The organism is Vibrio sp. Isolate24 (genome assembly GCF_022398215.1).
Taxonomy (GTDB): Bacteria; Pseudomonadota; Gammaproteobacteria; order Enterobacterales; family Vibrionaceae; genus Vibrio; species Vibrio coralliilyticus_A.
The window spans coordinates 441023-466327 of sequence record NZ_JAKEUU010000001.1 but is presented as its reverse complement, the minus strand read 5'-3'; the positions used below and the strand labels follow the sequence as shown (position 1 = coordinate 466327).

The window sequence follows — 25305 nt, the reverse complement described above, 5'->3', positions numbered from 1 at the left end:
CTCTGATTACTGATCTAGTTTACCAACTAGAGACAGATCGAAGCTTGCACCCATGTACTTGAAGTGCGGACGAACAGACATTGATACTTTGTACCAGCCTGGATCGCCTTCAACGTCAGAGACTTCAACCTTCGCAGCGCGAAGTGGGCGACGACCACGTACTTCTGCTGGCGGGTTTTCCTGGTCAGAAACGTACTGACGAATCCATTTGTTTAGTTCGATCTCTAGATCAGAACGCTCTTTCCAAGAGCCAATTTGCTCACGTTGTAGCACTTTGATGTAGTGAGCAAGACGGTTGATGATGAACATATACGGCAGCTGTGTACCCAGCTTGTAGTTCATTTCCGCGTTTTTGCCTTCTGGCGTATTCGCATAAACCTTAGGCTTCTGGATAGAGTTTGCTGAGAAGAACGCAGCATTATCTGAACCTTTACGCATCGTCAAAGCGATAAAGCCTTCTTCTGCTAGTTCGAACTCACGACGGTCAGAAACTAGGATCTCTGTTGGGATCTTGGTTTCGATCTGGCCCATTGACTCATAGTTGTATACTGGCAAGTCAAATACCGCGCCACCACTTTGAGGACCAATGATGTTTGGACACCAGCGGTACTTAGCAAAAGATTCACTGATCTTAGATGCCATTGCGTACGCAGAGTTACCCCATAAGAAGTGGTTATGGTCGTCAGTCACTAGCTCATCGTAATCAAACGCTTTAATTGGGTTGTCTGCAACCGAATAAGGGTTACGTAGCATAAAGCGAGAAGTACATAGGCCCAGGTAGCGTGAATCTTCATGTTCACGTAGACCACGCCATTTCGTGTATTGTGGCCCTTCGAATACAGACTTAAGATCTTTCATGTTTGGTAGCTCTTCATAGCTATCCAGACCAAAGAACTTAGAAGAGGCAGACGTAATAAATGGTGCGTGTGACATTGCACCAACATTTGCCATGTATTCCATAAGCTTGATATCTGGGCTAGAAGAAGTCAGCTGGTAATCACAGATAACTGCACCCACTGGCTTACCACCAAATTGACCATATTCACGCGTATAGATCTGCTTATAGAGGCCAGATTTCACTACTTCAGGCGCATCCTCAAAGTCATCCAGCATTTCGTCTTTCTTCGCTGAAATCAATTCAATAAGGATGTTTTCACGGAAATCAGTGTGATCAACCAAGTACTTAAGACCACGCCACGTAGACTCGATAGCTTGCACTTCTTCGTTGTGAAGAATGGCATCTACCTGCTTAGACAACTTCTGATCAATCTCGCTGATCATAAGATCAACCAAGGATTGGTCAACTTTCTCAGCAGAGTTATTGCTTAAAAGTTCACCGATGAACGCTTCAACACCACGCTTGGCTACGTCAAAACCTTCATCACTTGGCTTTAGTCGTGTTTCATTAAGAATGCTGTCCAGAAGAGAACCAGACTCGGCTAACGCCGCTTCTTGTTCTGGAGCTTGTGCTTCTGCTGTCATAATACCCTCTTATTCAGCCTTTTCAGCATCTTGGCTCTCACCAAGGCTGAGTTCTTCTAGTAGTTTCTTGCGAGCTTCTTCGTCCTGAAGAACGGCAGCGATCTTCTTACGGAAAGCAGGAACGTTACCTAGTGGGCCTTTCAACGCAACCAGTGCTTCACGAAGCTCTAGTAGGCTGTTTAGTTCTGGAACACTTTTAGCAATCGCCTCAGGGGAGAAGTCCTTCATGTTCGTAAACGTTAGATCAACGCCAAGCTGTGCACCTTCTTCATCAGTAAGACGGTTTTCAACGTTAACTTTTAGATTTGGCGCGTAGCCTTCCAAAACCTCGTCAAAGTTGTCTTTGTCAATGTTGATTGGCGTACGTTCTTCGATTGGTGTCTCATCAGAGCGTGCTGTAAAGTCACCAACAACCATCATATTCAGCGGCAGTTCAACGTCTTCTTGCGCATCACCTGTTGCTGGAACATAACGGATATTAATTCGCTCTTTAGGAGCTACCGAGCCATCGCGTGACATAATTAGTTCCTTATCTAATTGTGTAGTTAGTTATAGATTGACTCCCACTCCTCAAACTTTGCAGGCAACAGCTCCTTGCTTGGATACAGCTGCTTCAGAATTTTTTGAGTTAATTCATCTAATTGCAAAGAAAGGTGTGGTTCCCAGCTGCTCAGGCGCATTTCGTCCCTGATAGACCATAGCTTTTCAAGATAAGGTATACAGAGCGCGTAAAGTCCAACAGCTTGGTAAGCTTTCACGATTTGTAAATGCAGCATGAACTGCCCTCGCCCAGAACTGTCTAGTTCTAGGTTTTGTGCAACTTCAGCTACGCGTTCTCCCAAGTTTTCGAGAGTAACATCGTCCATTGACACCAAATCGCCTTCTTGCACGACCACACTAGGTAACATTTGTTGACCTGAACTGGACGTTGATGAGCTTGCTTTATTAAGCCACTCAACCGTTGCTTCGTTGGCAAATGGAATCGAATTTTTGAATGACAGAGCCTCAATGCCCGGTAAAGATTGGGCGAAAGCTTTAACCTCTTCAGATACTGCTTGCGCCGCCTCTTCAAGACTCAAATTTTTGAGCATCTGATAAACATAGTAATGACCAGTAAGCCAGAAAGGCGCATCGGTCAAAGTACGCTCTAGTCGTTTAATAGTATCAATATCACTTTCTTGCTTTGCTTTGTCTCGATATTCGGATTGTTTGTCCTGAGACACAGCAAGAATTAAAGGCGTTTCATTGTTCTGATGGTCTGGCAACTCTTCGATGTCTGACCAAGTCAAATGTCTGTGAATACGGTAAGAGAGCGGCAGTTCAGGCTCAGAGCCCAAAATCATTTCCGCTACCTTTTTCAGCGTTCGTTTAGAAGCTGTAGGTGAAGAAAAGTCGGTGTCGACATCCACTTCTCTTTGCGGTCGACTTACAGGTTTCACAGTACTTGGTATAGCAACTACAGGCTTAGCTTGCGTTGTCTCTGGTGAAGGTTGACTTTCAGGTTTAGGTTGCGAAACTTCAATTGGAGCCTGTTCAGCCTCTGGCTCAGAAGATACCGCATGTACCTCGTCAACTCCTGCGGATTGAAGTAGACGGTTCAGCTCACTACGCAATTCAAAGAAATCCGCCTCAGAATCTTGGAACACTTCATCAAAATGGCGTTGAATCTCTTCTACTGCATCATTACAACGTGATAACGCATCCCATGAAAGTTGCTCGTTCGGTAGCTTAGGCAAAGCAAGTTTAAGCTGATGATTAAGCCACTCTACTGCACCGTCTCGGCCGCGCTTTCTGCGCGGGTATAAATCAGAGCCAAAGCGAACCAACGACTCAGCCAGCAATGAGAGACCTTGCTCTAACCCCTGTAAGCCCTCACTTTCAACAAGAGAACGCGTCAGGTAACACATCGCTTTAAAATCTTTGCTGTGCTTAGTTATGACTTCAGTTGCATGATTTTGAACCACAGCCCAATCGACCGTTTCGCCAAACAAAGAGCCGAATTTTTTGACTTCAGCTTCCATCATTTCGAAGCTGAACTCATAGCGCGCGTCTTCACCCGCAGGCGAAGCGTCATTGATTGGTTCAAGGAGCGTATTAATTTCTGCAGACATCACTTAGCTCCTTGCATCCGGCTGGTAGTCATGAATCGCACGTTTTACAGCCAATGCACCACGGGCTGGCTTAGACTTTTTATGACTTTTTCGAATCGCATCGCTTGCCATACTGTTCAACAACTCAGTCACTTCGCTGAATTTTTTCGGCGCATTCACTTCTAAATCGTTGAGAGAAGCATTGAGCTTCGCATTTTCAAATATGGCCTGTTCCGTCACTGTGCTGAAAAGAATGTACTCACTACGAGCAACTTTTAAAGCTCGGATCTTCGCGTTTAAATCTGGAGTGCTTCCGTAATACTGCTTTGCCGCTTCTGCTTGTTCGATTGCGCGAGTGTAATAATGCTGCTCTGCGTTTGCATCAATCGTTGCATAAACTTTATTCAATACGTTATTAGGCAAAACTTGACTGTAATAATACGACTCAGCTTGGTGATTCGCCCATGCAGTTTTCATGTAGTCATCTACCGCTTTGGCACGACCATTTAAAATCAAGTTCACTAACTCAGAATCTGGTTTACCTAAGTAATTTATCACTTTCTGAGCTTCAATGGTCAGCTTGTTAAGGTTTGACATAACCTGATTAAAAGAGCGTTCGGATTTAGCAAACAACACACCATCGTTATTTAGATTCTCATGGAGTGATACGAGCTGAGTACGGATGTCCCTCAATGCAACTGGAATATGACTCGCCACTTCCCTGCGCTCATTCAAAGACTCTTCATTATTCTGATAGACATTAAGTAATTTGGTTTGTTGGACTCGATATGCATCGCGGTAAGGTGCCATCATAACCACATCATTCGACATATCATCCAGTGCGTACTCAATCTCCCACGGAGGCTGAGCAAGAAATGAGGCGGTTTGAGCTGGCTTAATTTTATTGACTAACACCGACGGATCAGTAAAACCTGGTTTTGCTGAAGGCTTCCATTCTGGCTGCAAATAATCATAAAAGTAGGTACCAGTAACCAATACAACGGATGCCACTAACGCTGCTTCCAAATACTTAAACCGACCCAATGCAAATTTATCCGCCACACTGTGCTGCGTTAAGACAAGATCAGCGTTTCGTAAATTCGAAAAGATTGGAGCACTGTTATCGGATTTGAGTGCCTGTGTATCGATACGAGCAAGTGCCTGCGCAAAAGAGATCGCGGTATAGCCATGCTCTCTAGGTTTGTTGATGACATTTTTAAGCAGTGACCAGACATGTTTTGGAATCAATTGGCAGCGCTTGTTTTGACCTAATAACTGACGCCAAACATCACCATAAGATGATCCCAAGAAGAGATGACCTGTCAACAAGGCTAAAGAGTAGACATCGTCCTGAGGCTTAGCAATACCGCTTTCGACGTACATTGGTGAAGCATAATTCATGCTTACTTCTGCTGGCCCTTGCGATTCATCTGTATAACGAGCCGCGCCAAAATCGATTAGCTTAACGCTATCATCTTCGCCAACAAGTACATTCGCAGGTTTAATATCTAAATGGCAGACACCTCGGGTATGCATATACTCTAGCGCACCAGCGAGCTGATAAACGAGCCAAGCAATATGATCGTGTCTAAAGCCTTTCTTTGAGTGTCTTTCTATTTTCTCAGCAAGAGACTCACCATGTATCCATTCATACATGATGTAAGGGCGATCAAACTCATTGCCGATCTTAATAAAGTCAGCAACGCTAGGGTGTTGAGAGATTTCAAGCTTGCTTGCTTCACCAACCAGTAGCGAGTGTTCGTGACTAGATGTCCCTTCATTGGCAACTTTACAACAGACCTGCTTATCAGGCTCACCTTGCTTCGCGAGGTGGTACAATGTCGTATTACCATTTTTTGAAGGAAAAGACTCCAGTACATCGAATTGAGAGAATAAAACATATTCCAACTTAGGCTTATTTCTTTGTGCTTCCTGCTGCTCTAACTGTTTTTTTCTCTCAATCGCTTTATGAACTAATTGATTGATATAGCTGTCACTTGATCCATTTTGATCAGACACGTTTTACTCTTTAGCCAACTAATAATAATAACTAGGGGGGCATATTAATTATTTTGAATATTGTTTTTCAACTGTGTAAAAATAAAAAGCCCACTATATCTATCAATTTAGTCAGAATGACGGTAGAACCGATAAAACATGTTTCTCTTTGACAGCTTAAATATAAATCTATTATTAGCTGGGAGCCATATCATGGCACAGCTTAGCATCGGTTACTTATAGCCACACAAAGACATTCTTAATAAGCCACGATCGCCATTTAGCCCATACATGAACAAAGATGCAGAGTCAGATGATTTGTGCACTTGAGTGAAACTACCAAGCAAAGCCATCGCTGATGATTGACCTAGCGTCCCCCATAAATCATTGATAAGAAAAGGCTGTTGCGGGTTAGTGAATTTCTCTGCTCGTGCTCCTAAAGCGAAACCATAATCTTCCGTATTATTCCTAGAGTTATTCATATCTGAATAAACACGGCCTAAATGTTCAAACGCTTCACCAGCCTTGCGAACTAAACGCATCATGCCTCTGCGATCTGACGTGTTCCACTCAGCAATAAAGTATTCTAATGAAGCAATAGGTTTCAATTTGAGGGTCTCAATAATGTTTTTTTTAGTGAAAATGACACCAGCTCCCCCTTCACTAGGAATTACCCCCCAAGGATTTTGACTTCCCATGACTTTGGACTCTGCAATGAGCGAATCCAAATCACAAAATAGAGAATCAACAGCAATACAAATTACCGCATCTTGTTGGTTGAGCACGCTTAATGAGTCATGAATAAATCGGGGACCACCTACATGGGAGATATCGATCTTTGATAGCCACTTAGCATGCTCACTTTCTTCTATCCAACTAAGTAAACGGTTATTTTCTATCGACTCTGGGACAGAAATTATGACAGGAACAGGTTTAAGAGTTTTCGGTAACTTACTTAACATAGAAGAAAGCAGTGTATCGATCATATCGACAGCCCTGTCTTGCTTCTCCTCTCCTTTAATAAAGTCAGCTTTGGCGTAAGTATACTTATCGATTCCGTTTTCATCAGCTTGCTGATTAAAGCGAGCTAAATCCGCTTTAGCTACTGCCAATGAAATATCTAAATTCATCCCCATTGGGGTCAATACATCAACATCCAAAACATATCGACCATAAACATTACTCATACTTTCTCTCCTACTTTGAGTACCTTGGAGGAAACGAGCAAATGCTCTTTAGCCTGACATGGGAAAGACGCGCTGTAACTGATCGTCAGGCGTTTTGCTTCTGTATCGATAAATACGGTATACATCGCCATTGGGAGCCTAAATTTTTCTTCACCAAAATCAGCCACTGCAACATACTTTTCTGATGGGATACGGAAAGAAAAAACGTCATCATGAGAAAACCCACTCATCATCAGACGCTCTCCTCCTTCTAAAAAACCATTACATTGCTGATCTGCGGGCGCTGACTGATAGAACCTGCGATTAAAATCTTCCGGTAACAGAGGGCGTCGAGACTCTTGCCACTTATCATCAAAAGTACCTGCGTATTGCATTCTCTCGGAAAAAAAAGGCGGAACAGGCCCAAGACCAGCAACACGTAAGTTTTTCGTATTTGGCCCCCAATCCTCATTAGGAAAAAACACCGATGGAACCCCTCTTTCCAACAGCTCCGAGCTACTTTTAGCCACGCCTGAACCAAGACGATTTCGCTCATCACCACCCAAAGCTCTTGAATAGTCAATTTCCGCCTCGACATAAGCTTTAGGGAGAGAAACCGTCACACTACCACCATGCTCAACCCACTGTCTCTCACCGTGTACTGCAATCGTTTTGTCGATATGACTATCAATGAGTATTCGACACTCATGATAGGTCACTGGGCGTTTTGCATAGGCTCTGGCTTTTCCGTAAACCAGCACATCCGTATTCTGCTTTGAGACTGGAAACTCATGATCAATTTTCATGGCCGATAAACCCGGTTCACCTAAATACACAGGATCATCATGAATCTCTTCGGCAAGGACTTCTTGCCAAACTTTTTCGTTTAAATTCCATTGACGTTTCGCCGTCAGCACCCAGACTTCATGCCCATTTTCGTCACGCTGAAAACGACCTTTTGTTTGCAAATCTGTCGTTTGCTCAATATCCCAAAGTTGCATTCTGGTTCCTTAGGTTAAATCGTTCAATCGCTGCTGGTTGATTGGAAATCTTACTGAAAAGCCAGTTTTGCTGTGCTACTGGCATTGTCCAACTCCACGGTATATAGATGCGCCCATGGATACAGAGATGTCGCCATATCCAATCTCGGTATTTCGCTGGTATTTTGATATTCTTCATCGCAAGAACAGTCGATTCATAAGTCAAGGTTTCGCCTAGGCGCATCGGCTTATTAACACGATGACCATCAAGCTTGCACCAATCCTCCAGTCGAACCACCGCTTCTCCCCATTCGTATTCAACGCCTAAATCATGAGGGTTTAGCGGAAAGCGATCGCCATACACAATATAAAGCGCAAATAGCCATTCCTCACCCTGTTCTTCATCAAGCGCCATCACATGCTCTACTGCTGAAGAAATCCATTCTGGGCGGCCGGTCAATACCATCTGAACTGGAGCCATGTCGGTTGTTGGATCAAACTGGTTAAACTCCACTAGTTCAAGGAGTTTCGCGTAGGTTGCAACATTTTCACTGGGTACCCCCTGCTCTTGAACACCAAAACGCTTTCTAAACCATGTGCCTCGGTCATGTTTACACAGCAATAATTCAAATAAGTATTTTTCATCATTTTGGATTTCATTGATCCATTCAATACTGTCTTCGACGTCAAACTTAGCAAGCACTGGATGTACCTCTTGCTCTTTAAGCGACTCATGCTTAATCCAATGTTTTGCAAGACTAATACTTAATGTCTGACGTAGCCTCATCAGCTCAAAACATAGCTGCCTCACCGAGACCTTACCTTCAACAAGCTGAGCTAAAGTGATATCCAAATAGGCGTTTTTTGAGTGCAACATGAGTAATGTTGCGTCATGAGCATCAAGGGATTCAGCAATCTTAAAGGCTGCGAGCAAGTGGTTACGATCCGCTTCAAACTCTGGCTCAAGCATCAACCACACAAAAAGTTCTGGGGAAGTCTCTTTTAACTCATAAACCAACCCAGGGTGCAATTTATAGAATGCCAAGTAGACTTGCTTCACTTCATGCATTTGGCGCTCTACCAAACGTAAATAATCCTGACTGTTTGATGGGTAACCTTTACGGTGCAACCTTACCCACTGCTTGAAAAGGAAAAAGAGTGACTCTATGGCTAGACCCGATTTCTCATGACAAAACTCAAGCCATGCTGGCTTCAAAGCACTTAACTGAGCAATTTGAGAGTCTAGCTTCTCCATTGCTTTGGCAAGATCTTGATCATTTAACGCTGAGTTAAGCTGCTCTTTGGTAATTCTCTGTCTCATACTCTATCTGCGTAAATTGCTTAGTTGATAGCAACCGTTCCGCCCTGAATTTTCTGGGCTTTTTCAGCCTGTGAGGTTACATATTTAGCTTGAGTCGTAATTCGATCGTCTCTACCACTGTAACGAGTTTGAGTATCACCGCTCTTCACAATGAGCTCTTGTGACGTTTCTATCGTCATCTTCTCTGCTCGAATTATCACTTCATCGCCATCATTCAGCATGGAGAAGAAAATATCCGTCACCACAGGCAGGCTAACATCCTGATTAATAAACTCAATACGACAATTTAGCTTATTATCCATGGCTAGTTTAAGCTCTGACTTTCTAAAGCCACGACCCAACCTAGCAGAAAGGGGTTGACCGAATGGATTACCTTCGAAGTCGACTCTCACACTGTCCTGAGTTTCGTTAAAGTCGACTATGGTGCCAAAACGGGAAAAGCAAGCCGATTGCTCGGCTTGCTGTGTTTCTAACTCTAATTGTTCTAGGTGCTTTTGCTGTTTCATTAGTTAATCGCTACGTTGCCACCCTTAATCACCACTTTGTCGCTTCCTTCAACCGTAATGGATGAACCGGAAAGCTTAATGCTGCCGTCGCTGTTCATCACCAAAGACGACCCACCAGTTTTCAAAACAATTTTGTCACCGCTGATCACCTGTGTCGCGGCATCGGCTTTGTATGACGTATTACCTTTCACCGAAACCGTCAGGTTTCCGCCTATAGTCAGGTTATCATCAGCACCTATGTCCGCTGAGCGAGAAGCACCGACCGCCAAGTTGCTGTTTTCCCCCACGTCTAAGTCATCATTTTTGCCAATCTTAGTCGAGCGGTTATCACCAATATCCAGTGTGGCGTTATTTTTAACCGTTTGAGTTTCGTTGGCGTTATATGTCACCGTAACGTCCTGCTCAACGGTTTCAGTAAATGTACTGTTTACTTGAGTCGTTTTGTGTCCGTCGATGGTTTCTTGGTGGTCACCGAAGACTTCATTAGTTTGATGACGGCCTACTTTAAGGAACTCGTCCTGACCAATCTCACGGTAACGGTTGTTCAACACCTTAGTCGACATGTCTTTTTGAGCATGGAAGTAAATTTCTTCCTGATTCGCTTCATCCTCAAAGCTCATCTCATTGTAGCCAGTGCCCTTGTGCGTTTGAGTACGGAAAGTTGTACGCGTTTTGTTCTCAGGCAATGAGTACGGAGGATAATGCAAACCATTGTATACCGCACCAGTTACTAGCGGACGGTCAGGATCGCCTTCAAGGAAAGTAACGACCACCTCGTGCCCAATACGCGGTAGATACACCGCTCCCCACGTTGGCGCAGCCATAGACTGACTGACACGAATCCAACAACTCGCATGCTCATCATTGTTACCGTATCGATCCCAGTGGAACTGTACTTTAATTCGACCCAATTTATCTGTGTAGATTTCTTCGCCCGCCGGACCGACCACAACCGCTGTCTGTGGACCATCCACCATAGGTGCAGGCAATTTCGGCGCTTTGAATATTACGTCTCGAGGAATACAAATAAATTGATTCTGATAAGTCGTAGGAGCACCGCTGTTTTCATCTTCATGCACTTGCGGATCATGACCACTATGGATGACAGACAGCATAGTATAATCGCGGTTGATCGCACTACGTGGGTGCTCGCTAATGTTAAAGCTGTAGCCAGGCACGACCCTCATGATATTCGACTCGGCTTCGATCTGCTGATTTTCTACCTGATGATCAGCAATCCATTCTGAAGCGCGGACTTGCCCCATCGCTGGGTCAACATAACGGCCAGGATAGTCAAACTGCTTAAGATCCTGATCTAAAGGACCGTCACTGGACATTTCCTGAGGGATCTTAGGCTGCTCATAATTATAGTCCGTGTAAGTTGTACTTCCCGTCCTTACACGATTTATCGCTGCTAGCTCAAAAATATGTTCACGATCTGCTACACCACCTGCGTCTGAATGATAGACCAGTGGCCCGACATAAGAAGCATTGATCGGCGTATTGAGCAATTCCGGAATAGCATCATTACTGTCGACGATAACCATGGTGTGATTACTTTCGGCGTGCTCGAAGTAGTACCACATACCATGTTCAGCAAGCATACGCTGAACAAAGTTGCTGTCACTTTCACGATACTGCAGTACATATTCTTTTGGCGGATAAACACCTGATAACTCAAGGCGGTAATCAGTGACTGAAGCGTCATCAAGCACTTGAGAAATGATATCTGGAGCAGCTAAGTTCTGGAAAATTCGACAGTCTTGACGCTGCGTCATGAACCACATTTGTGGAACAAGAATAATTTGATAGCGAGAGAATCGACGCCCTGAACCAAGGAATCGTACTTCATTTACGACACCGTGGAACAAACGAGCAGAACCCACACCCTGACCAAATAATGTCAAAAGCGCAGGTTTACGGATAAGTTCATCAAAAGTAATATCAGCATCAAGTGAAAGTAATGAGAGGCTGACTTGAAATGGTTTCGACAGTTCTTCAGTTACTTGAAAACTTTCAACACGAAATTCATGACCACTACCCTGAACTTCAAATTTAAATTCTACGTCACTCGTACCTTCGTTATTTGGCATACCTTTCACCTGATACAAATAATAATATCAGGGCCAACCTAAGTTGGCCCTTAGCGTTCTGTAAGACGATCTTACGCTTCGCGTGGAGCACGCCAGTCGTCGTTACCGCCTTTACCCATAACTTCGTGAGTTACTTCGATAGCACGGTAAGTGAAGCTCAATACTTCTTCAGTTACACGGTCAGAAGTAGCAGCATCTTGACAGTGAGCCATACGAGTTTGCATATCTACTAGAAGAGCATCGATTAGTTTGATTGTGTAGTAATGCTCTTGCTTACCTTGTACTGAAGTACGGTAGAACTTGATGTTACACTCAGGCAGTTTTTCACCAGAAACTAGTGCGTTGAATAGAAGTGGTGAACAGCAGTCTTGTGCTTTAGTAACGACTACAGGCTTGTGAACACGTTGACCTGTTGGCTGACCACTTTGTGGATCACGTGGAATAGTTAGTACGTGATCAAGTTCTTGAACTAGGAACTCATCAACGTGAGCTTCTTGCCATGAGTTACCAACTGAGTCAGCTGAGTAAGCGTCTTTTGTGATATCGCCTTGAGTTTCGCCTGTGATAGACATATATGCAGGAGTTGGCATCTTGTATTCCTTCTAAAAAATTCTATTTATTTAAATTCACCAAATCGCTTATTACCGCGACCCGAATAGCCTAATACAAACTCCGTGCCAACTTTGCAAACCATAAAAATCAACAACTTATGAAGTTAATGTTATTATTAGCGTGATCTATCAATTCAATAAATTGTAAAATTTAACAACTTCTTGTGATTTAAAAACAATTTATTGTTGCTCAGATAACTTGGTAAAACAACGGCTGGCAATAGAGTAAAAAAAGCGTTATTAACGGCCATTTAAGACAGAATAACTAAAATAACAATCATTGTGACGGCCGCATGTAAAAAATAGGGTTTTAAACTATTCAATATCGCTTAACAAACAACCATGAAACACCTGTTAAAATAGCGGAGAAAAAAAAATGACTTTTATTATTTAGTACAATTCGAGCCAACTTTAAACAAACCATAAGCTCGATAAAGACAATGATAAATATTAATCTATCTTCATTAATTCAACGTCTGCACCCTATCGCAAAAGTCGCGCTAGAAGACGCCGCAGCTTTAGCTGTATCGGAAAAGGCCAACGAAGTACAAATTGAGCACTTCCTGCTAAGTTTGCTTGAAAGACCGAATAGTGATTTCGATGTTCTGCTTGCACACTTCGACTGTTCGGAAAACATTTTACGTCAATCGATTCGCTCTACTTTAGATACAAGCCCAACAGGTAACGGCGGAAAACCTGTCTTTTCGGCTTTATTGATCGAATGGTTACAAGAAAGCTGGCTAGTTTCTTCATTAGACCTATCTCAAACGCAGATCCGTTCTGGTGCATTACTACTTACCTTAGTCAGTAACCCTCTACGTTACGGACAGCATGGATATTCTGCTCTTCTTGAAACAGTAAACCCAGACAGCCTAAAGCGTAACTTTGGCGAGCTGACCAGCCAGTCCCTTGAGGCTCAGGTTGCAACATCTGAGAACACTCAAGCTCGTGAGGAAGGTTCGGCACTGAGCAAGTTTACAACCGACTTTACTGGGAAAGCGCGTAAAGGCGAGATAGACCCTGTTTTCTGCCGCGATCAAGAAATTCGCCAAATTGTCGATATTCTTGCTCGTCGTCGTAAAAATAACCCAATCGCTGTGGGTGAACCAGGTGTCGGTAAAACGGCAGTGGTTGAAGGGCTAGCACTGAAAATTGTTCAAGGCGAAGTGCCTGATAACCTGAAAGGTGTTGAGCTTTATGGCTTAGATATGGGTCTACTTCAGGCTGGTGCAAGCGTCAAAGGTGAATTTGAGAAGCGCCTAAATGCCGTTTTAGATGAAGTGAAAAATTCACCAACACCAATCATCTTATTTATTGATGAAGCACATACGCTTGTCGGTGGTGGTAACCAAGCCGGCGGTAGTGATGCTGCAAACCTGCTGAAGCCAGCGCTTGCCCGTGGTGAAGTAAAAACAATCGCAGCGACAACTTGGTCTGAGTATAAGAAATACTTCGAGAAAGACCCAGCGCTTGCTCGACGTTTCCAACTGGTTAAACTCGATGAGCCATCACCTGAGCAAGCGGCTCTGATTATCCGTGGTCTGCGCCCTGCTTACGAGAAGTCTCACAACGTTTACGTTCGTGATGATGCCATTACAGCCGCAGCTGCGCTTTCTGCTCGTTACATTTCAGGTCGCCAACTGCCAGACAAAGCCATTGACGTTCTGGATACTGCTTGTGCACGCGTCAACATCAGCTTAAATGCCGTCCCTGCTTCTGTCGAAACTTTGCAGCAAGAGCTTGCCGCTCAAACTCGCGAACTTGAGGCTCTTGAGCGTGACCAACTTCAGCAAACTGGCGACAAACACAGCCTAGCTTCTATTCCAGATCTAAAAACCAAGATGGAAGAAACCCAAGCTGAACTTGAAATCCAAGAAGCTCAATGGAAAAACGAGAAAGAGCAAATTGAAGAAATGATCGCTTTGCGAACTCGTCTTCATGAGCTTGTATCTGGCGAAGAAATTGAAGTTGCTGATGCTGAAGAAGAAGGCGAAGAAACGCAAACCTCTCCTTATGCAGAAATGGATGAAGAAGCGGTGCGTATTGCTATTGCAGCTTGCCAAGAGCAACTGGATGCCATTCGTGGCGGTAACCCACTGGTGCACTTTGAAGTTGGCCCAGATGAAGTCAGCCACGTGATCTCTGACTGGACTGGCATCCCTATGGGTAAAATGCTTCAAGATGAAGCAGAAACAACTCTGAAACTGAAAGATAGCCTCACTAGCAATATCAAAGGCCAAGAATACGCTATCGATGCTTTGGCTGAAGGAATCCAAACGGCAAAAGCCGGCTTAGGTAATCCAGATGCACCAACAGGCGTGTTCTTACTTGTCGGCCCAAGTGGTGTAGGTAAAACAGAAACTGCACGTGCTATCGCGGATCAGCTATTTGGTGGTGAGCGCTTTATGACCACCATCAACATGTCAGAGTTCCAAGAGAAACACACTGTTTCACGCCTGATTGGTTCACCACCAGGTTATGTTGGCTATGGTGAAGGCGGAATGCTTACAGAAGCGGTACGTCAACGTCCATACTCTGTTGTTCTATTGGACGAAGTAGAGAAAGCGGACCCAGAGGTACTTAACCTGTTCTATCAAGTCTTTGATAAAGGCACACTCAACGATGGTGAAGGCCGCTCAATCGACTTTAAGAACACCTTAATCATCATGACAAGTAACCTAGCAACTCATGAAATTGAGTCACTGGTACAGCAGTCTAAAGATATTGATGCTGGTGTAATTGCAGAAGCCATTCGCCCAACCCTAAACCAACACTTCAAGCCAGCTCTACTTGCTCGCATGTCAGTATTACCGTTTGTTCCTCTATCAGACGAAGCAATGACAGATATCATCCACCATAAGTTGGGTAAAGTGTCAGAGCGTCTGCAGAATCATCACAAGCTGTCATTGAACTATGACGATACCCTAGTCGAATTCGTACTCGGTAACTGTCGCTTAGCGGAAACGGGCGCACGTAATATTGATGCGGTAATTAATCGCCAATTACTACCTCAACTGTCGACCCAACTACTAGTGCACGACAAGGACGAGTCGCATAGTCAGATCACTGTCTCTGTCGATGAGCAAGGAACGCTATCTTATGCGTTCAGCTAATCAGAACGATCTGAGTAATGCACTGTTAGCGATCAGCCAGTCTCTGGCTGATCGTACCCAGCTTGCACAAACTTTGGATGCGGTGCTCACAGCAGCGCGTCAGATGACGTTTTCCAAACACGGCATCATCTACGTTCTTGATCAGACGGGTCAGGCTCTGATCCCAAGTATTGTTCATCACAACGAACAAGCGCTCACTTCACACCCTTGGCAAGCTCTCTCGTTCGATCAAACTAGCCAAACCGATCCGTTTAACTACGCGATACAGAATGGCGAAGTCGTTCTGATTAACGAGCTTTACCAGTACAATGGTTATGATTGTGAAGCCATCTATGAGACAGAGCTTACGCTTGGCATCAAAAGTGCCAACCTACTTGCATGGCCACTCGTTGATGACAGCGGTAAAACCATTGGTTTATTAGCTCTATTCGACTTGAGCGTAATAGATAATGAATCGGCTCTAACGGCATTTTGCAATATGGCAGCAAACAGTATTCGACAAGCCGTTTGGCTTGAAGAATACGGCTATATGATCAAAAGCCTAAGTGCCGATAATGCCGCTTTAGTCCGTGAGAACCAACACCTCAAAAAGCGCAAACAAAGCCACTACACTGGGCCGATTGCAGAAAGCGAGCAAATGCTGGAAGTTCTTCGTCGTTTAGAGAAAGTACTGACGCTTCCAGTCGATGTTTTACTTAGAGGTGAAACAGGAGCAGGTAAAGAGGTTATCGCGAAATACATCCACGAGAACTCCAACCGTGCCGATCAACCCCTTATTGTGCAAAACTGTGCGGCGATTCCTGAGCAATTGCTTGAGTCTGAACTTTTTGGTCACAAAAAAGGTTCATTTACCGGTGCAGATAAAGACAAGGTCGGCTTGTTTGAAGCTGCTCATGGCGGAACTCTTTTCCTTGATGAAATTGGTGATATGCCATTATTGCTTCAAGCTAAGCTATTGCGTGTTTTGCAGGAACGCAAAGTACGTCCTGTTGGGGCCAGCCAAGAAGTCGAGGTGGATGTTCGTGTTGTCGCGGCTACGCATTGTCATTTGATGGATAAAATCAAAAATGGCGAGTTCCGTGCCGACTTGTTCTATCGCCTCAATGTCTTCCCTATCACCCTTCCTCCTTTGAGAGAGCGTGAAGCCGATATTTTGCCGCTAGCCGAACATTTCGTAAAGCAGAGCGCTTCTAACTTAGGCCTTGCTCAAGCGCCTGGGTTTAGCGCTAAGGTGCAAAAGCAGCTTCAGGAATACTCATACCCCGGAAACGTTCGCGAACTTAAAAACATCGTTGAGCGTGCATTGCTCCTGTCGGATTTTGAAACGATCAGTCAGATAGAGCTAGGTGAAGCTGAGGCCTTAGTGGATGAGCCTCAAATAGCAGAGCCCATTGAGGTAGAGATCGAGCCACCGCTTATCGTTGAAGATGAACCCGAAGAGGAATCTACAGAAGTTATTGATTACTCGAAAGGTCTTAAGGAAGCGGTAGGCGAATACGAGAAGAACGTCATTCTCGACTGCCTGAATGCCTCTAACTGGCAAATCAAACGTGTGGCGGAGCAGCTATCACTGCCTGTCAGCACATTGAGCCACAAAATGAAGAAGTACGATATTTCCACAACGAGCTAAATTGTGCAGGTGTTGATGTCTAGTCCCTATGTTAAACACATTTCAGGGCAGAACATGGAAAGCAAAAAGCCATTTCATTACTGAAATGGCTTTTTTTAGGTCTATTTATTGTTCTTAATTACTTTCAATCCATTGGTTAATCAGTTCAAGTTGCTCGTCTGAAAGCTTTTCAGAGTCTTCGTCTTTCGCCTCTAACCAGCGAATGGCGGGCAAAATATCTGAGTATCTTTGCTCATAGGTCTGCGCAATAGTTCGCTTAGTATAGTAATTATCTTTTTCCTCAACCTGGATAATTTCCTTAGCACCACGGAGAACGTCATCACTACATGTGTACCATGTTTCGGGGATATCGTTTCGATCAAATGAATGAAGATTGACCTTAAGTTTATCAGACTCAGCGTTTAACCCTGAGCCCATCGGGCCAATAAGCTCAAGTTTAAGTTCTAGGTAAGTAAACAAGTTATCGGATAGCGTCTCTACCCGTTTGAACGGCTTCAGACCATGAACTTTCGTTCCCAACGCATTCACATACTCTGGCTTGAGAACTTGAGCATAAATATCCGTCTCTTTACCAAACCCATAGCTGGTTATCACATGTTTTCTTAACTGATCAGGCTGCATGTCCGAATAGTATCGACATAGAGATTTAAGATGACTAGAAAGCTTAGGTTCTGACGACTTCCCACCGTCTTGCAAGGTAAAGGCTTCAAATGTCCACTTATCATCCTTCTCTACAATGGTTCCAATTCGATACAACTCGGTTTTACCCAAAGAAAAACGTTCCCCACCTGACACTCCCGGTATAAAATCAACATTGTTTGCCATATCGACTTCTCGTAACTTAGCATCGACGCCAACCACTTTACCCGGCGCAAAACCAGCATTAGTAAATAATTTGTCATCACAGTGGCGCGTTTTTACTACAGCGAGACAATTGACATATTTACCCCAATCAAAGCCTTCGACATCATCTTTATAATAATGCTTATAATCAGAATGCTTACCAAAGAGACCTCTTTGTAGCATGTGAAGCTCAACAACAGGCTCATCAAACACTTTCGGGAACTGTGCCATACCTGAGTCTGGTTTTGGAGCAAATAAAAAGCTCTCTGACACTAATAAATGATCCGCATGCTTGGGATCTTTACTATCACCAAATTGATACAGCCTTGAAGGACTCATAGTTAAATTAAATATTGACGTATCCCACGGCCCCCAGTTGTCATAGCTTATTGACTTGAATGAGTCTTTTACACCTTTTATTCCAGCAAAATATTCGTAGCTCAGAGACAATTCACCAGAACGAATTTCTCTACCTTCATCTTTAAACAGCGCTTTTAAATAAAACGCGTCAAAAGAATCATTTACTAACCATGGTCGCGTACCTTTGATCTTATTGGCGCCAAACACATAAGACGGCTCGATAATCGCTCCCCAAATTTCTTTACCTGAGCCTTGAGTGACTATGCTCCGCTCACTTGATGTTAACTTCATTTTCTTAAGCAGAGGGGTGATTTCACGCAAATATTCAGAGCTCTTACTAACGATTTTAGAACCTTCGATAACTTTATCCGTCAACTCGGAGTGATTTAGCCAACTCCATTTTGTTTGTGTTTCAATACCAACACGGTGCAAAAGCTGTCGTTTTTCTTCAGGTACTGCTTGAATGGCCTTGTTATCTAGCACCACAATGATTCTCACTTCATCCAGCGGAGATAAAGAATCATACTGCTGCAAATGCTCATGCAAAGATAACCATTCTTGGCGCGCACCTTCGCGCAATGTTTTCACCGAAATCGACTGTTTGGCACCTTGGTACAAAGCCTCAAGCTCATTAGTATCAAATGGCACCCTAAACATATCGATCAGTGCTTTGATGCTTGATGACGCGCGGTAATGAATTGGACAATATTGCATAAAAGGTTTGGGAGCATCATCTTGCTCATTAGATAGCCAATCATCCACGCTGTCATAGACAATACTCGCCCCAAGTTGGGCATAAGCTGAATAAGTACTGGCTTTGAGTAGTGATAGCTCTGCTTCAGCATAATCTGAGTCCATATAGTATTCATCTAAATGAACCATACCAAAACCATTTTCATCTAGCTGCCATTGGTCATTTAATAAAAATTGTTGGATATAACCATCAATATGTTGTTGTTCAACGCTAACCTCATCGCCACTCATTTGTTGGTAATTACGCTCCAGTAATAAACGACTTAAGCCATTCAACGCATGTGCCCGTTTATAATAACTCGCCTTCATCTGTTCACTTAAGCTTTGTGAACCAAAAGAAAGCAGTTGTTCTTGAGAGACGAAGTTTTGATATTGGATTTGCTCAAGATTATTACGCAATTTCAGGGTGTCAGCATTCTCCGTACACAAATCATACAGATTCGAAATCAGCGATGAACCTTCTTTGGTTACCGTATATAGGAAGTTGGCAGCCGCTCCCCAAGGCGTAATGGAAGCGACATCAAGAGCAGTATCGAGCGCCAGCTCAATGGCGTCCAGCGTCGCTTTATCGAGTTTGAGTTCCTCAGCAATCGCCATTTGGCGCGCTTTTTCAACCACAGTAATCGCGCTGCGAGATAAGGGATAATCCAATATGGCTTCAAAGTGAAGGATCATGTCAACACGGCGATTGCGCCGTCTTTCCTGCTCGGAATCATTAGCAGCCAGTGGAGCTTGCTCTCCGTAGCCAATACTCTTAATGCAGTTTTTCCATACCGCTTGGTTGCGTGCAATACCCTCAAGAATGCATTCTCGTACAAAATCAGCCCTGCGCTGTGACAAATCTTGGTTATAGTCAACTGAGCCTCTTGAGCAAGTATGACCCTTAATGGTAATAGGAATAGGCTGATCTAACTGAGACAGAATCTCACCCAATTTGACCAACTTTTCTCGTGCTTGTGTGCTGGCGAATTCACTACGATCAAAAGCAAAGGTGGTGCTTCTTAGTTCAAATAGATGTTGCCCTTGCTTAACTTGCGTATCGACGGTCACTTCATCACTATCACCCAGTGTCGGTAATGTTTGTTTAAGCTGTTCAAGCGCTTTCTTTTCTACTTCAGACAGCGCTTTTTTCTCCTTAAAATCCGCCAGTGCTTTCTGACCAGGCTGCTGCACGGTGGCCAAATACTCAACCACCACAGTATCGAGCTTCTTACTCGCTTTCGCATCCTTTTTATATGCTTCAACCAGGCTGCCACCTTTCATCACGGCATCTGCAATTGAAAATCCCTTGCCAACGTTTTCTAACACCTGCATATTCTGCATCAGTGCTCGCCATTGGGGCGGGACTTCAACAAGGTTAATTTTATCTTTTAAGCCATCGAATAAAATATTGCCTTTATCACCAAAAAGTTTAATCAGATCAATCGCTTTTTGGCCAAAGGCGGCATTATCTATTTCATAAGCTTTGCTCATGATGGCTAATGAGGCGGCCGTGGCCCCAGCGATATTTTTTAGCTCACTGTCTGCACTCGTGCCCATTGAAGCCGCCGCTATCTTAGCCACCGTTTGCCAGCTTAGCTTGTGCTGCATTGCCTGCGCCGCGCTTTCGATATAGGCTTTGTTCATTTGCACGCTATGCCATAACTGAGCAGCGATAGGTTTACTTTGTTCACTGGCGAGTGTTTCAGGTAAATCTGTCGGGCTTTGTTTAAGCTTTGCAAGTAAATCAGGGTATAGGTGAGGCGCTTGATTAAACAGCGCTTCTTCAACCGAGACAGGATCGCCATTCACTAAGGCGCTACGCCCAAGCGGAGTTTGGATTGGTAAATGCAATACGCGCTCACAAAAGCTGTATTGCTGAGCCTTTCTTTGTTGCCATTGCCTTCTAGCTGTATCGTCTTCTAATGTCGATAAATCAATATCAAAGCGGCAATATTGGCTGGCCTCTTTTAAGGCAAATACCGAATCCGACATCACCCAAAAAGTAGCACTGTAAGTCGGCTTCATCTGGCCATCTAAATCTTGAAAAGAAATCTTTTCAACTTTGGAAGCAGCAGTCAGGTTTGTTTTGCTTTCACTGCCATTAATTCGCAAATGTTCCGGAAAGTTCGATAAGGTAACTATTGCGCCTTCAAATTGCGCACTGGAAAACTGCACCACAATAGTAAATTGCTGCGGCAACACCAGAGCCCGTACTGAGCTTAAGTGTTTTTGTGTTAATGATCGTTCAACTTCACCAATCGCTTTGGCGTAGTTGGAGTCGCCGACCTGATCGCTGGGTATAATTTGATCAGTTTGGATATTTTCAATTTTAAGCATAGAAAAATAGTTTTTTTTGGGCGACTGATTAGCACTGGATATCAGCTCGTTATATAAATTTGCCAGCCATTTTCCATCTTTGCCTTGCTTGCTAAGTAAATGCACCGGCGCTAAATAAGGCGGGAAAAATAACAGTCTAGGGTTGCCTGCTTCAAAATTGGTGGCCAATGCAGGGTTACCTTGCAATGGTAAGTTTTGACTGAGTTGGCCTGATTCAGGGCTGGTAAAGGCGGTGATTTTGCCCAGCGCATCACTAAATAACAGCGATGCTTTAGCTGGGGTTTGGGTTTGTTTTCCCTCACCGTCATAGCTTATTGTCACTGCGGTATTGTCATCAGCGCGAGCAAAACAGATATTTGGCAGAGGGAAGTAGCGACAATAAGGATCACGCGTTTCTCCTTGCGCAAGCTGACCAAATAGATAGATGCCAGAGATGGATTTAGAATTAGCCACGATCATCCTCCTTTGTTGACTTACAATCTACCGCAATAAAATGACTGCCTACCCTTTCTATCTGGCATAAGCTTCTACAGCCATAAAAGTCCATATCTGTCCATTCTCCTTCATACCGAGTTGGCCAAAACTGCTCGCACTTGTCTAATTGCTCTTGGTAATGAAGGTCAAACGCAGTTTGATATTGGCTATAGGTAGGTAAAGCAGGCAAGTCTTGCACAAGGTCATATTGATTAAAGCCTTGGCTTAAAGCAGGCGGAACATAGAAGGAAAAGCCGATCATTTTATCGCGCGAGTTAGCCAACTGATAGAAGTAACGCAGTGAATCTATCGGCGAAATTTCGTCTGATTCTCGCACGCGGGTAAACCTAGGGGTAAGCGCTTCTTTACCACTAAAGTTTCCAAGTTGAAGCGGATAGCGAGTACCATCTGCCATTAAAGCCGATTGGCTAAAATCATTGGCATTGTAGGCTCGATAACCTTTTGAAGTATTACAGCTAAATGCGCCGCCATCTTCACGCCAATAGATATAATCTTCACGAATACACTCTTGCGGATAAAATTCCGCCTGTTGGTAATTTTGCCAATCACCCACTTGATAACTTAAATAGCGCGACGTCGCCGCCCGATTAAGATAACCCATATTGTAGCGAGTTTTGACTTTAACCAGTAGCTGAGCACCATTATTTATTAGCCGTACTCGCTTTATTTGGTCAATGCCATGTTCATTACCATCTAGCCAAACCTCATTCACCTCAGAAGTATCAGGGTATGGCAAAGCCAAGGGTAATAGGCTCATTTTCATCGCCTTAGTGTCAAGCTGATATGCTTTACCAAGTGTAGAAACATAGGCTTTGCTGCTATCGGGTAACCAACCACCGAAGTTACAGTCGCCGCCAAAGCGCTCAATTTGGCGGGTTTTTAAGTCCGCCAGAACGCAACCTTTTTGCTGGGCAAACAGGCCTGTATTAAAAAATACATAACGACCATTGGGTGAGCGCTGTACGCGTAGGTTTTTTGTCCAGCTAACCAGTCCTTTGACTTCGCCAGCGGTCAATAAGGTTTGTAAGTTGGTACCATCTAGGTTCATGGTATATAAACCAGCTTGTTTTTGGTTTTCCTCGACATAAATTTGCGTCATTATCTGCGGCTTATCACCTGGCTTGTCCCACTGTGCCAGCGGCGCGGTTCGCGGGTCAGCGACCGTCAAATGCCAACTCGCCGCTGCGGATGATTCACCAGCGATGGAGTCAATATAAGAAGTCACTCTTTTTAGCGCTGTATCGTATCTTGCTTGCTCGGCCTTAGCTTTGGCCCTAGCGTCTAACCATTGAGTCATTTGTGGGCTAAATACCGCGCCTGCACTAAGCCCCAATATCACCATGGCCGAGACGCCAAATATAATTTTTTTGTTCATTTTGATAGTCCTAATTCTTCTCGCCATAGCGACATATAGTCATTGAGGTTATCCATAGCGGATTTTTCTTGTTCATTGGCCTCAGGAAGCGGCTCAAGCTCTGGCGCAGGATTTGCTGATTCAGACCAAGCCAATACTTGCTGGAATGTTAAGTCACGAAATACCACTTCAGAATGGTGGATGTGCCCTGGCGAGGAGATTTGCAGGGTGAACTTACCCTTAGGTGGGAAGCCGCCCAATATCGCCGTCGCAAAATGCGGATTGTCTTCGCTGTATTCTAATGGTTCACTCAGTACCCAGTCACTCTCACTGTCAGACAACACGGCATAGTGGGTAATGGCGGTGTCAAAATCCATTAACCCGGTCTCAACGGAAAGTTTAAAACCACTATTCTTACCATCAACATAGGCAATCACAGTATTACTCTGATCGTAACTACGAACCAAGACCTGCTGGTCACTCAGCCATGGCATATCGTCTTCAGTAATGTTATGAACTTTCGCGCTCGCTACGTCCGAGGTAAATTCCTGTGTAGAGAATGCTTGTTCAGAACTGTAATTGCTGAGTTCATCGAGTGGCGTGCTCGATTTCTCTAGCAATGCAGCATCAGATTCTAATGACTCTATCTGATTGAATCGCTTTTGTTTTGGAGAAAATATGACTTTAAGTCCATTTTCTCCCTCTTGCACCTCGCCAAGGACTTTGTAAGGAACCCAAAACTGAGATATTGCAAATCCTTCCGCTTCACGTTGAATAGCTTTAGGTTGCTCTTTCGTTTGTTCTTCTTGATAGAGGCTGCGGTAATACTCGACGTCTACATCCTGATAGTAGCCCTTGTCTGTAATCGCCATTTCACGCCACAGCTTACCCTTCCAGAATACGTAAAGATAACCCCCACGTAACTCTGAAGCCTTACCTTTACTTTTACTACCATCTAGATACGCTAGCGGTCGAACGGGCACTAACACATTATCCCATTCATCCATCTCGTCGCTGGCGTCCACTGGCTCAACATTCTCTGCCAGTAATAACTTGAGTGGGGTGGCAGAGCCGCTAATAGGGATGGCTAAATAAAGATTCCTTGGTTCTGCTTCGAGGCCCTTAAAAACGGCAACACTGCGGTGGCTTTTGCTAGAGTCTTTGCGAGGTTTAGCAATCTTTTCTTTCTGATTGTCCGTTGCGGATAAAATCAGGTAAGCGGCATTACTAGGCCACTGCCCCGCAAACTCAATCACGATTTTTTTATCCGGAGACGGTTCAACAGGCGTATAGCTAAGGTTGCGCGCCAAAGGTACATCGTCTGTGACAGCCTTGTAGTTCGCTTTGATGATCTTTTTAGGTTGTTCAGCGGCAAATTGATCAACTCGCATTTTCAGCGCTGGATACGCTTCAAGCTGAGCATCAGAGAGAGGAGTTCGCCGAGCAAAGGAGGACAAAGCCACCCACTCTGCACGTACAAGACGCTGTTTAATAGAAGATAATAGGCTGTGGGTATCTTTTTTAGCCGACTGAGGGAGAGTATCAGACAAAGGCTTAGGGAGCTGTCTGAGCATATCCTGAAGATTGCGCGTACGCGAAAGCTGCCCGATGCATTCATCTGGCGACAGTATGTAGTCTAACACGTCCCTAGAAACTGAGTTTCCTGGAACAAATTTGCAAATTAATTGCATTTTAGTTCTCCACAACCATTAATGTCTTTTGATTGCGGTAACAAGTAGACCCTAAAAGAGGTCTCTGTAACGATTTGGTGGCCTTCATGGTAATAAGTTACTTATTACATTTCAACAAGCTAAATACAATAAGTAAAATAAACCAGTAAAATAGGCACAATAACTCAAAATAACACCACTTTAACTAATCATTACGTCATTAGTGCACATAAAGGTATGTCTCATTTATGCCAACCAAAATTCATAAAATGACGCCCATTCCATACTGAACAGTTTGTGATTAAATGTTAGTAATTATTACTATAATCAGCTGTCGTTTCTAATATTGATGACTAAGATGCATTGTATCTACATCTATGAATTTATTAATATACGCTGAGTGAATAAGAAATAAAAAAAAAGACGTGATTGAATATCACGTCAATGTACCAATATATTGTAGATACTAAACAGATAGTATTCACCACCTGTGCAGGATAGCACCCTAAGGCGCAGCGCCA

The 25305-nt window shown here is 43.9% G+C and carries 15 protein-coding genes; 2 read left to right on the top strand and 13 right to left on the bottom strand.

Annotation, left to right across the window (positions count from 1 at the left end; translation table 11 throughout):
* Window positions 1-6: 6 nt before the first annotated feature.
* The 10 genes from tssC to L1D23_RS01970 form a co-directional block, all read right to left on the bottom strand.
* Complete coding sequence (gene tssC, locus L1D23_RS02015; protein ID WP_239835237.1) at window positions 7-1482, bottom strand: type VI secretion system contractile sheath large subunit; 1476 nt, start codon at window positions 1480-1482, stop codon at window positions 7-9.
* A 9-nt stretch (window positions 1483-1491) separates the two neighbouring features.
* Window positions 1492-2001: a type VI secretion system contractile sheath small subunit gene (gene tssB / locus L1D23_RS02010; RefSeq protein WP_239835238.1), complete on the bottom strand. Its 510-nt coding sequence runs from the start codon at window positions 1999-2001 to the stop codon at window positions 1492-1494.
* Window positions 2002-2027: 26 nt separating this feature from the next.
* The gene (tssA, locus tag L1D23_RS02005) at window positions 2028-3593 is read right to left on the bottom strand and encodes a type VI secretion system protein TssA (protein ID WP_239863951.1); all 1566 of its coding nucleotides are present in this window, start codon (window positions 3591-3593) and stop codon (window positions 2028-2030) included.
* A 3-nt stretch (window positions 3594-3596) separates the two neighbouring features.
* The gene (locus tag L1D23_RS02000; RefSeq protein WP_239863950.1) at window positions 3597-5591 is read right to left on the bottom strand and encodes a protein kinase; all 1995 of its coding nucleotides are present in this window, start codon (window positions 5589-5591) and stop codon (window positions 3597-3599) included.
* A 212-nt stretch (window positions 5592-5803) separates the two neighbouring features.
* The gene (locus tag L1D23_RS01995) at window positions 5804-6757 is read right to left on the bottom strand and encodes a hypothetical protein (RefSeq protein WP_239863948.1); all 954 of its coding nucleotides are present in this window, start codon (window positions 6755-6757) and stop codon (window positions 5804-5806) included.
* Window positions 6754-7737 carry a DUF2169 domain-containing protein gene (locus tag L1D23_RS01990; protein ID WP_239863945.1) on the bottom strand — a complete coding sequence of 328 codons (984 nt, stop codon included), beginning with the start codon at window positions 7735-7737 and terminating at the stop codon, window positions 6754-6756. The genes L1D23_RS01995 and L1D23_RS01990 overlap by 4 nt, the downstream gene beginning before the upstream one ends.
* Window positions 7718-9037 carry a hypothetical protein gene (locus L1D23_RS01985; RefSeq protein WP_239863944.1) on the bottom strand — a complete coding sequence of 440 codons (1320 nt, stop codon included), beginning with the start codon at window positions 9035-9037 and terminating at the stop codon, window positions 7718-7720. Before L1D23_RS01985 ends, L1D23_RS01990 begins: the two co-directional genes overlap by 20 nt.
* A gap of 20 nt (window positions 9038-9057) precedes the next feature.
* Window positions 9058-9543, bottom strand: coding sequence for a hypothetical protein (locus L1D23_RS01980; RefSeq protein ID WP_239835244.1), 486 nt, complete (start codon window positions 9541-9543; stop codon window positions 9058-9060).
* Window positions 9543-11636, bottom strand: coding sequence for a type VI secretion system tip protein VgrG (tssI, locus tag L1D23_RS01975; protein ID WP_239863943.1), 2094 nt, complete (start codon window positions 11634-11636; stop codon window positions 9543-9545). Before tssI ends, L1D23_RS01980 begins: the two co-directional genes overlap by 1 nt.
* 71 nt (window positions 11637-11707) lie before the next feature.
* Window positions 11708-12226: an Hcp family type VI secretion system effector gene (locus L1D23_RS01970; RefSeq protein WP_239863942.1), complete on the bottom strand. Its 519-nt coding sequence runs from the start codon at window positions 12224-12226 to the stop codon at window positions 11708-11710.
* Between the two features lie 461 nt (window positions 12227-12687).
* On the opposite strand from L1D23_RS01970, the gene tssH reads away from it, so the two are divergent.
* Together tssH and L1D23_RS01960 are read left to right on the top strand one after the other, a co-directional pair.
* Window positions 12688-15360, top strand: coding sequence for a type VI secretion system ATPase TssH (gene tssH / locus L1D23_RS01965; protein ID WP_239863941.1), 2673 nt, complete (start codon window positions 12688-12690; stop codon window positions 15358-15360).
* Window positions 15347-16990 carry a sigma-54-dependent Fis family transcriptional regulator gene (locus tag L1D23_RS01960; protein WP_239863940.1) on the top strand — a complete coding sequence of 548 codons (1644 nt, stop codon included), beginning with the start codon at window positions 15347-15349 and terminating at the stop codon, window positions 16988-16990. Before tssH ends, L1D23_RS01960 begins: the two co-directional genes overlap by 14 nt.
* A gap of 114 nt (window positions 16991-17104) precedes the next feature.
* Here the strand turns inward: L1D23_RS01960 and L1D23_RS01955 are convergent, their stop codons facing one another.
* Genes L1D23_RS01955 through L1D23_RS01945 form a run of 3 tightly spaced genes read right to left on the bottom strand, consistent with a single transcriptional unit; the run spans window position 17105 to window position 24805 of the window.
* A complete protein-coding gene (locus L1D23_RS01955) occupies window positions 17105-21718 on the bottom strand; it encodes an OmpA family protein (RefSeq protein ID WP_239863939.1) in 4614 nt (1537 codons plus the stop codon).
* Window positions 21711-23135: a hypothetical protein gene (locus L1D23_RS01950; RefSeq protein ID WP_239863937.1), complete on the bottom strand. Its 1425-nt coding sequence runs from the start codon at window positions 23133-23135 to the stop codon at window positions 21711-21713. The genes L1D23_RS01955 and L1D23_RS01950 overlap by 8 nt, the downstream gene beginning before the upstream one ends.
* The gene (locus tag L1D23_RS01945; RefSeq protein WP_239863935.1) at window positions 23132-24805 is read right to left on the bottom strand and encodes a hypothetical protein; all 1674 of its coding nucleotides are present in this window, start codon (window positions 24803-24805) and stop codon (window positions 23132-23134) included. Before L1D23_RS01945 ends, L1D23_RS01950 begins: the two co-directional genes overlap by 4 nt.
* Window positions 24806-25305: the final 500 nt, after the last annotated feature.

Bases quoted from the DNA above. Each gene is read 5' to 3' on its own strand.
- L1D23_RS01980 (WP_239835244.1), bottom strand. From the start codon at position 9,543: ATGAAACAGCAAAAGCACCTAGAACAATTAGAGTTAGAAACACAGCAA.
- L1D23_RS01995 (WP_239863948.1), bottom strand. From the start codon at position 6,757: ATGAGTAATGTTTATGGTCGATATGTTTTGGATGTTGATGTATTGACC.
- L1D23_RS01945 (WP_239863935.1), bottom strand. From the start codon at position 24,805: ATGCAATTAATTTGCAAATTTGTTCCAGGAAACTCAGTTTCTAGGGAC.
- L1D23_RS01970 (WP_239863942.1), bottom strand. From the start codon at position 12,226: ATGCCAACTCCTGCATATATGTCTATCACAGGCGAAACTCAAGGCGAT.
- L1D23_RS01985 (WP_239863944.1), bottom strand. From the start codon at position 9,037: ATGAGACAGAGAATTACCAAAGAGCAGCTTAACTCAGCGTTAAATGAT.
- tssA (WP_239863951.1), bottom strand. From the start codon at position 3,593: ATGTCTGCAGAAATTAATACGCTCCTTGAACCAATCAATGACGCTTCG.
- tssB (WP_239835238.1), bottom strand. From the start codon at position 2,001: ATGTCACGCGATGGCTCGGTAGCTCCTAAAGAGCGAATTAATATCCGT.
- L1D23_RS01950 (WP_239863937.1), bottom strand. From the start codon at position 23,135: ATGAACAAAAAAATTATATTTGGCGTCTCGGCCATGGTGATATTGGGG.
- L1D23_RS01990 (WP_239863945.1), bottom strand. From the start codon at position 7,737: ATGCAACTTTGGGATATTGAGCAAACGACAGATTTGCAAACAAAAGGT.
- tssH (WP_239863941.1), top strand. From the start codon at position 12,688: ATGATAAATATTAATCTATCTTCATTAATTCAACGTCTGCACCCTATC.
- tssC (WP_239835237.1), bottom strand. From the start codon at position 1,482: ATGACAGCAGAAGCACAAGCTCCAGAACAAGAAGCGGCGTTAGCCGAG.
- tssI (WP_239863943.1), bottom strand. From the start codon at position 11,636: ATGCCAAATAACGAAGGTACGAGTGACGTAGAATTTAAATTTGAAGTT.
- L1D23_RS01960 (WP_239863940.1), top strand. From the start codon at position 15,347: ATGCGTTCAGCTAATCAGAACGATCTGAGTAATGCACTGTTAGCGATC.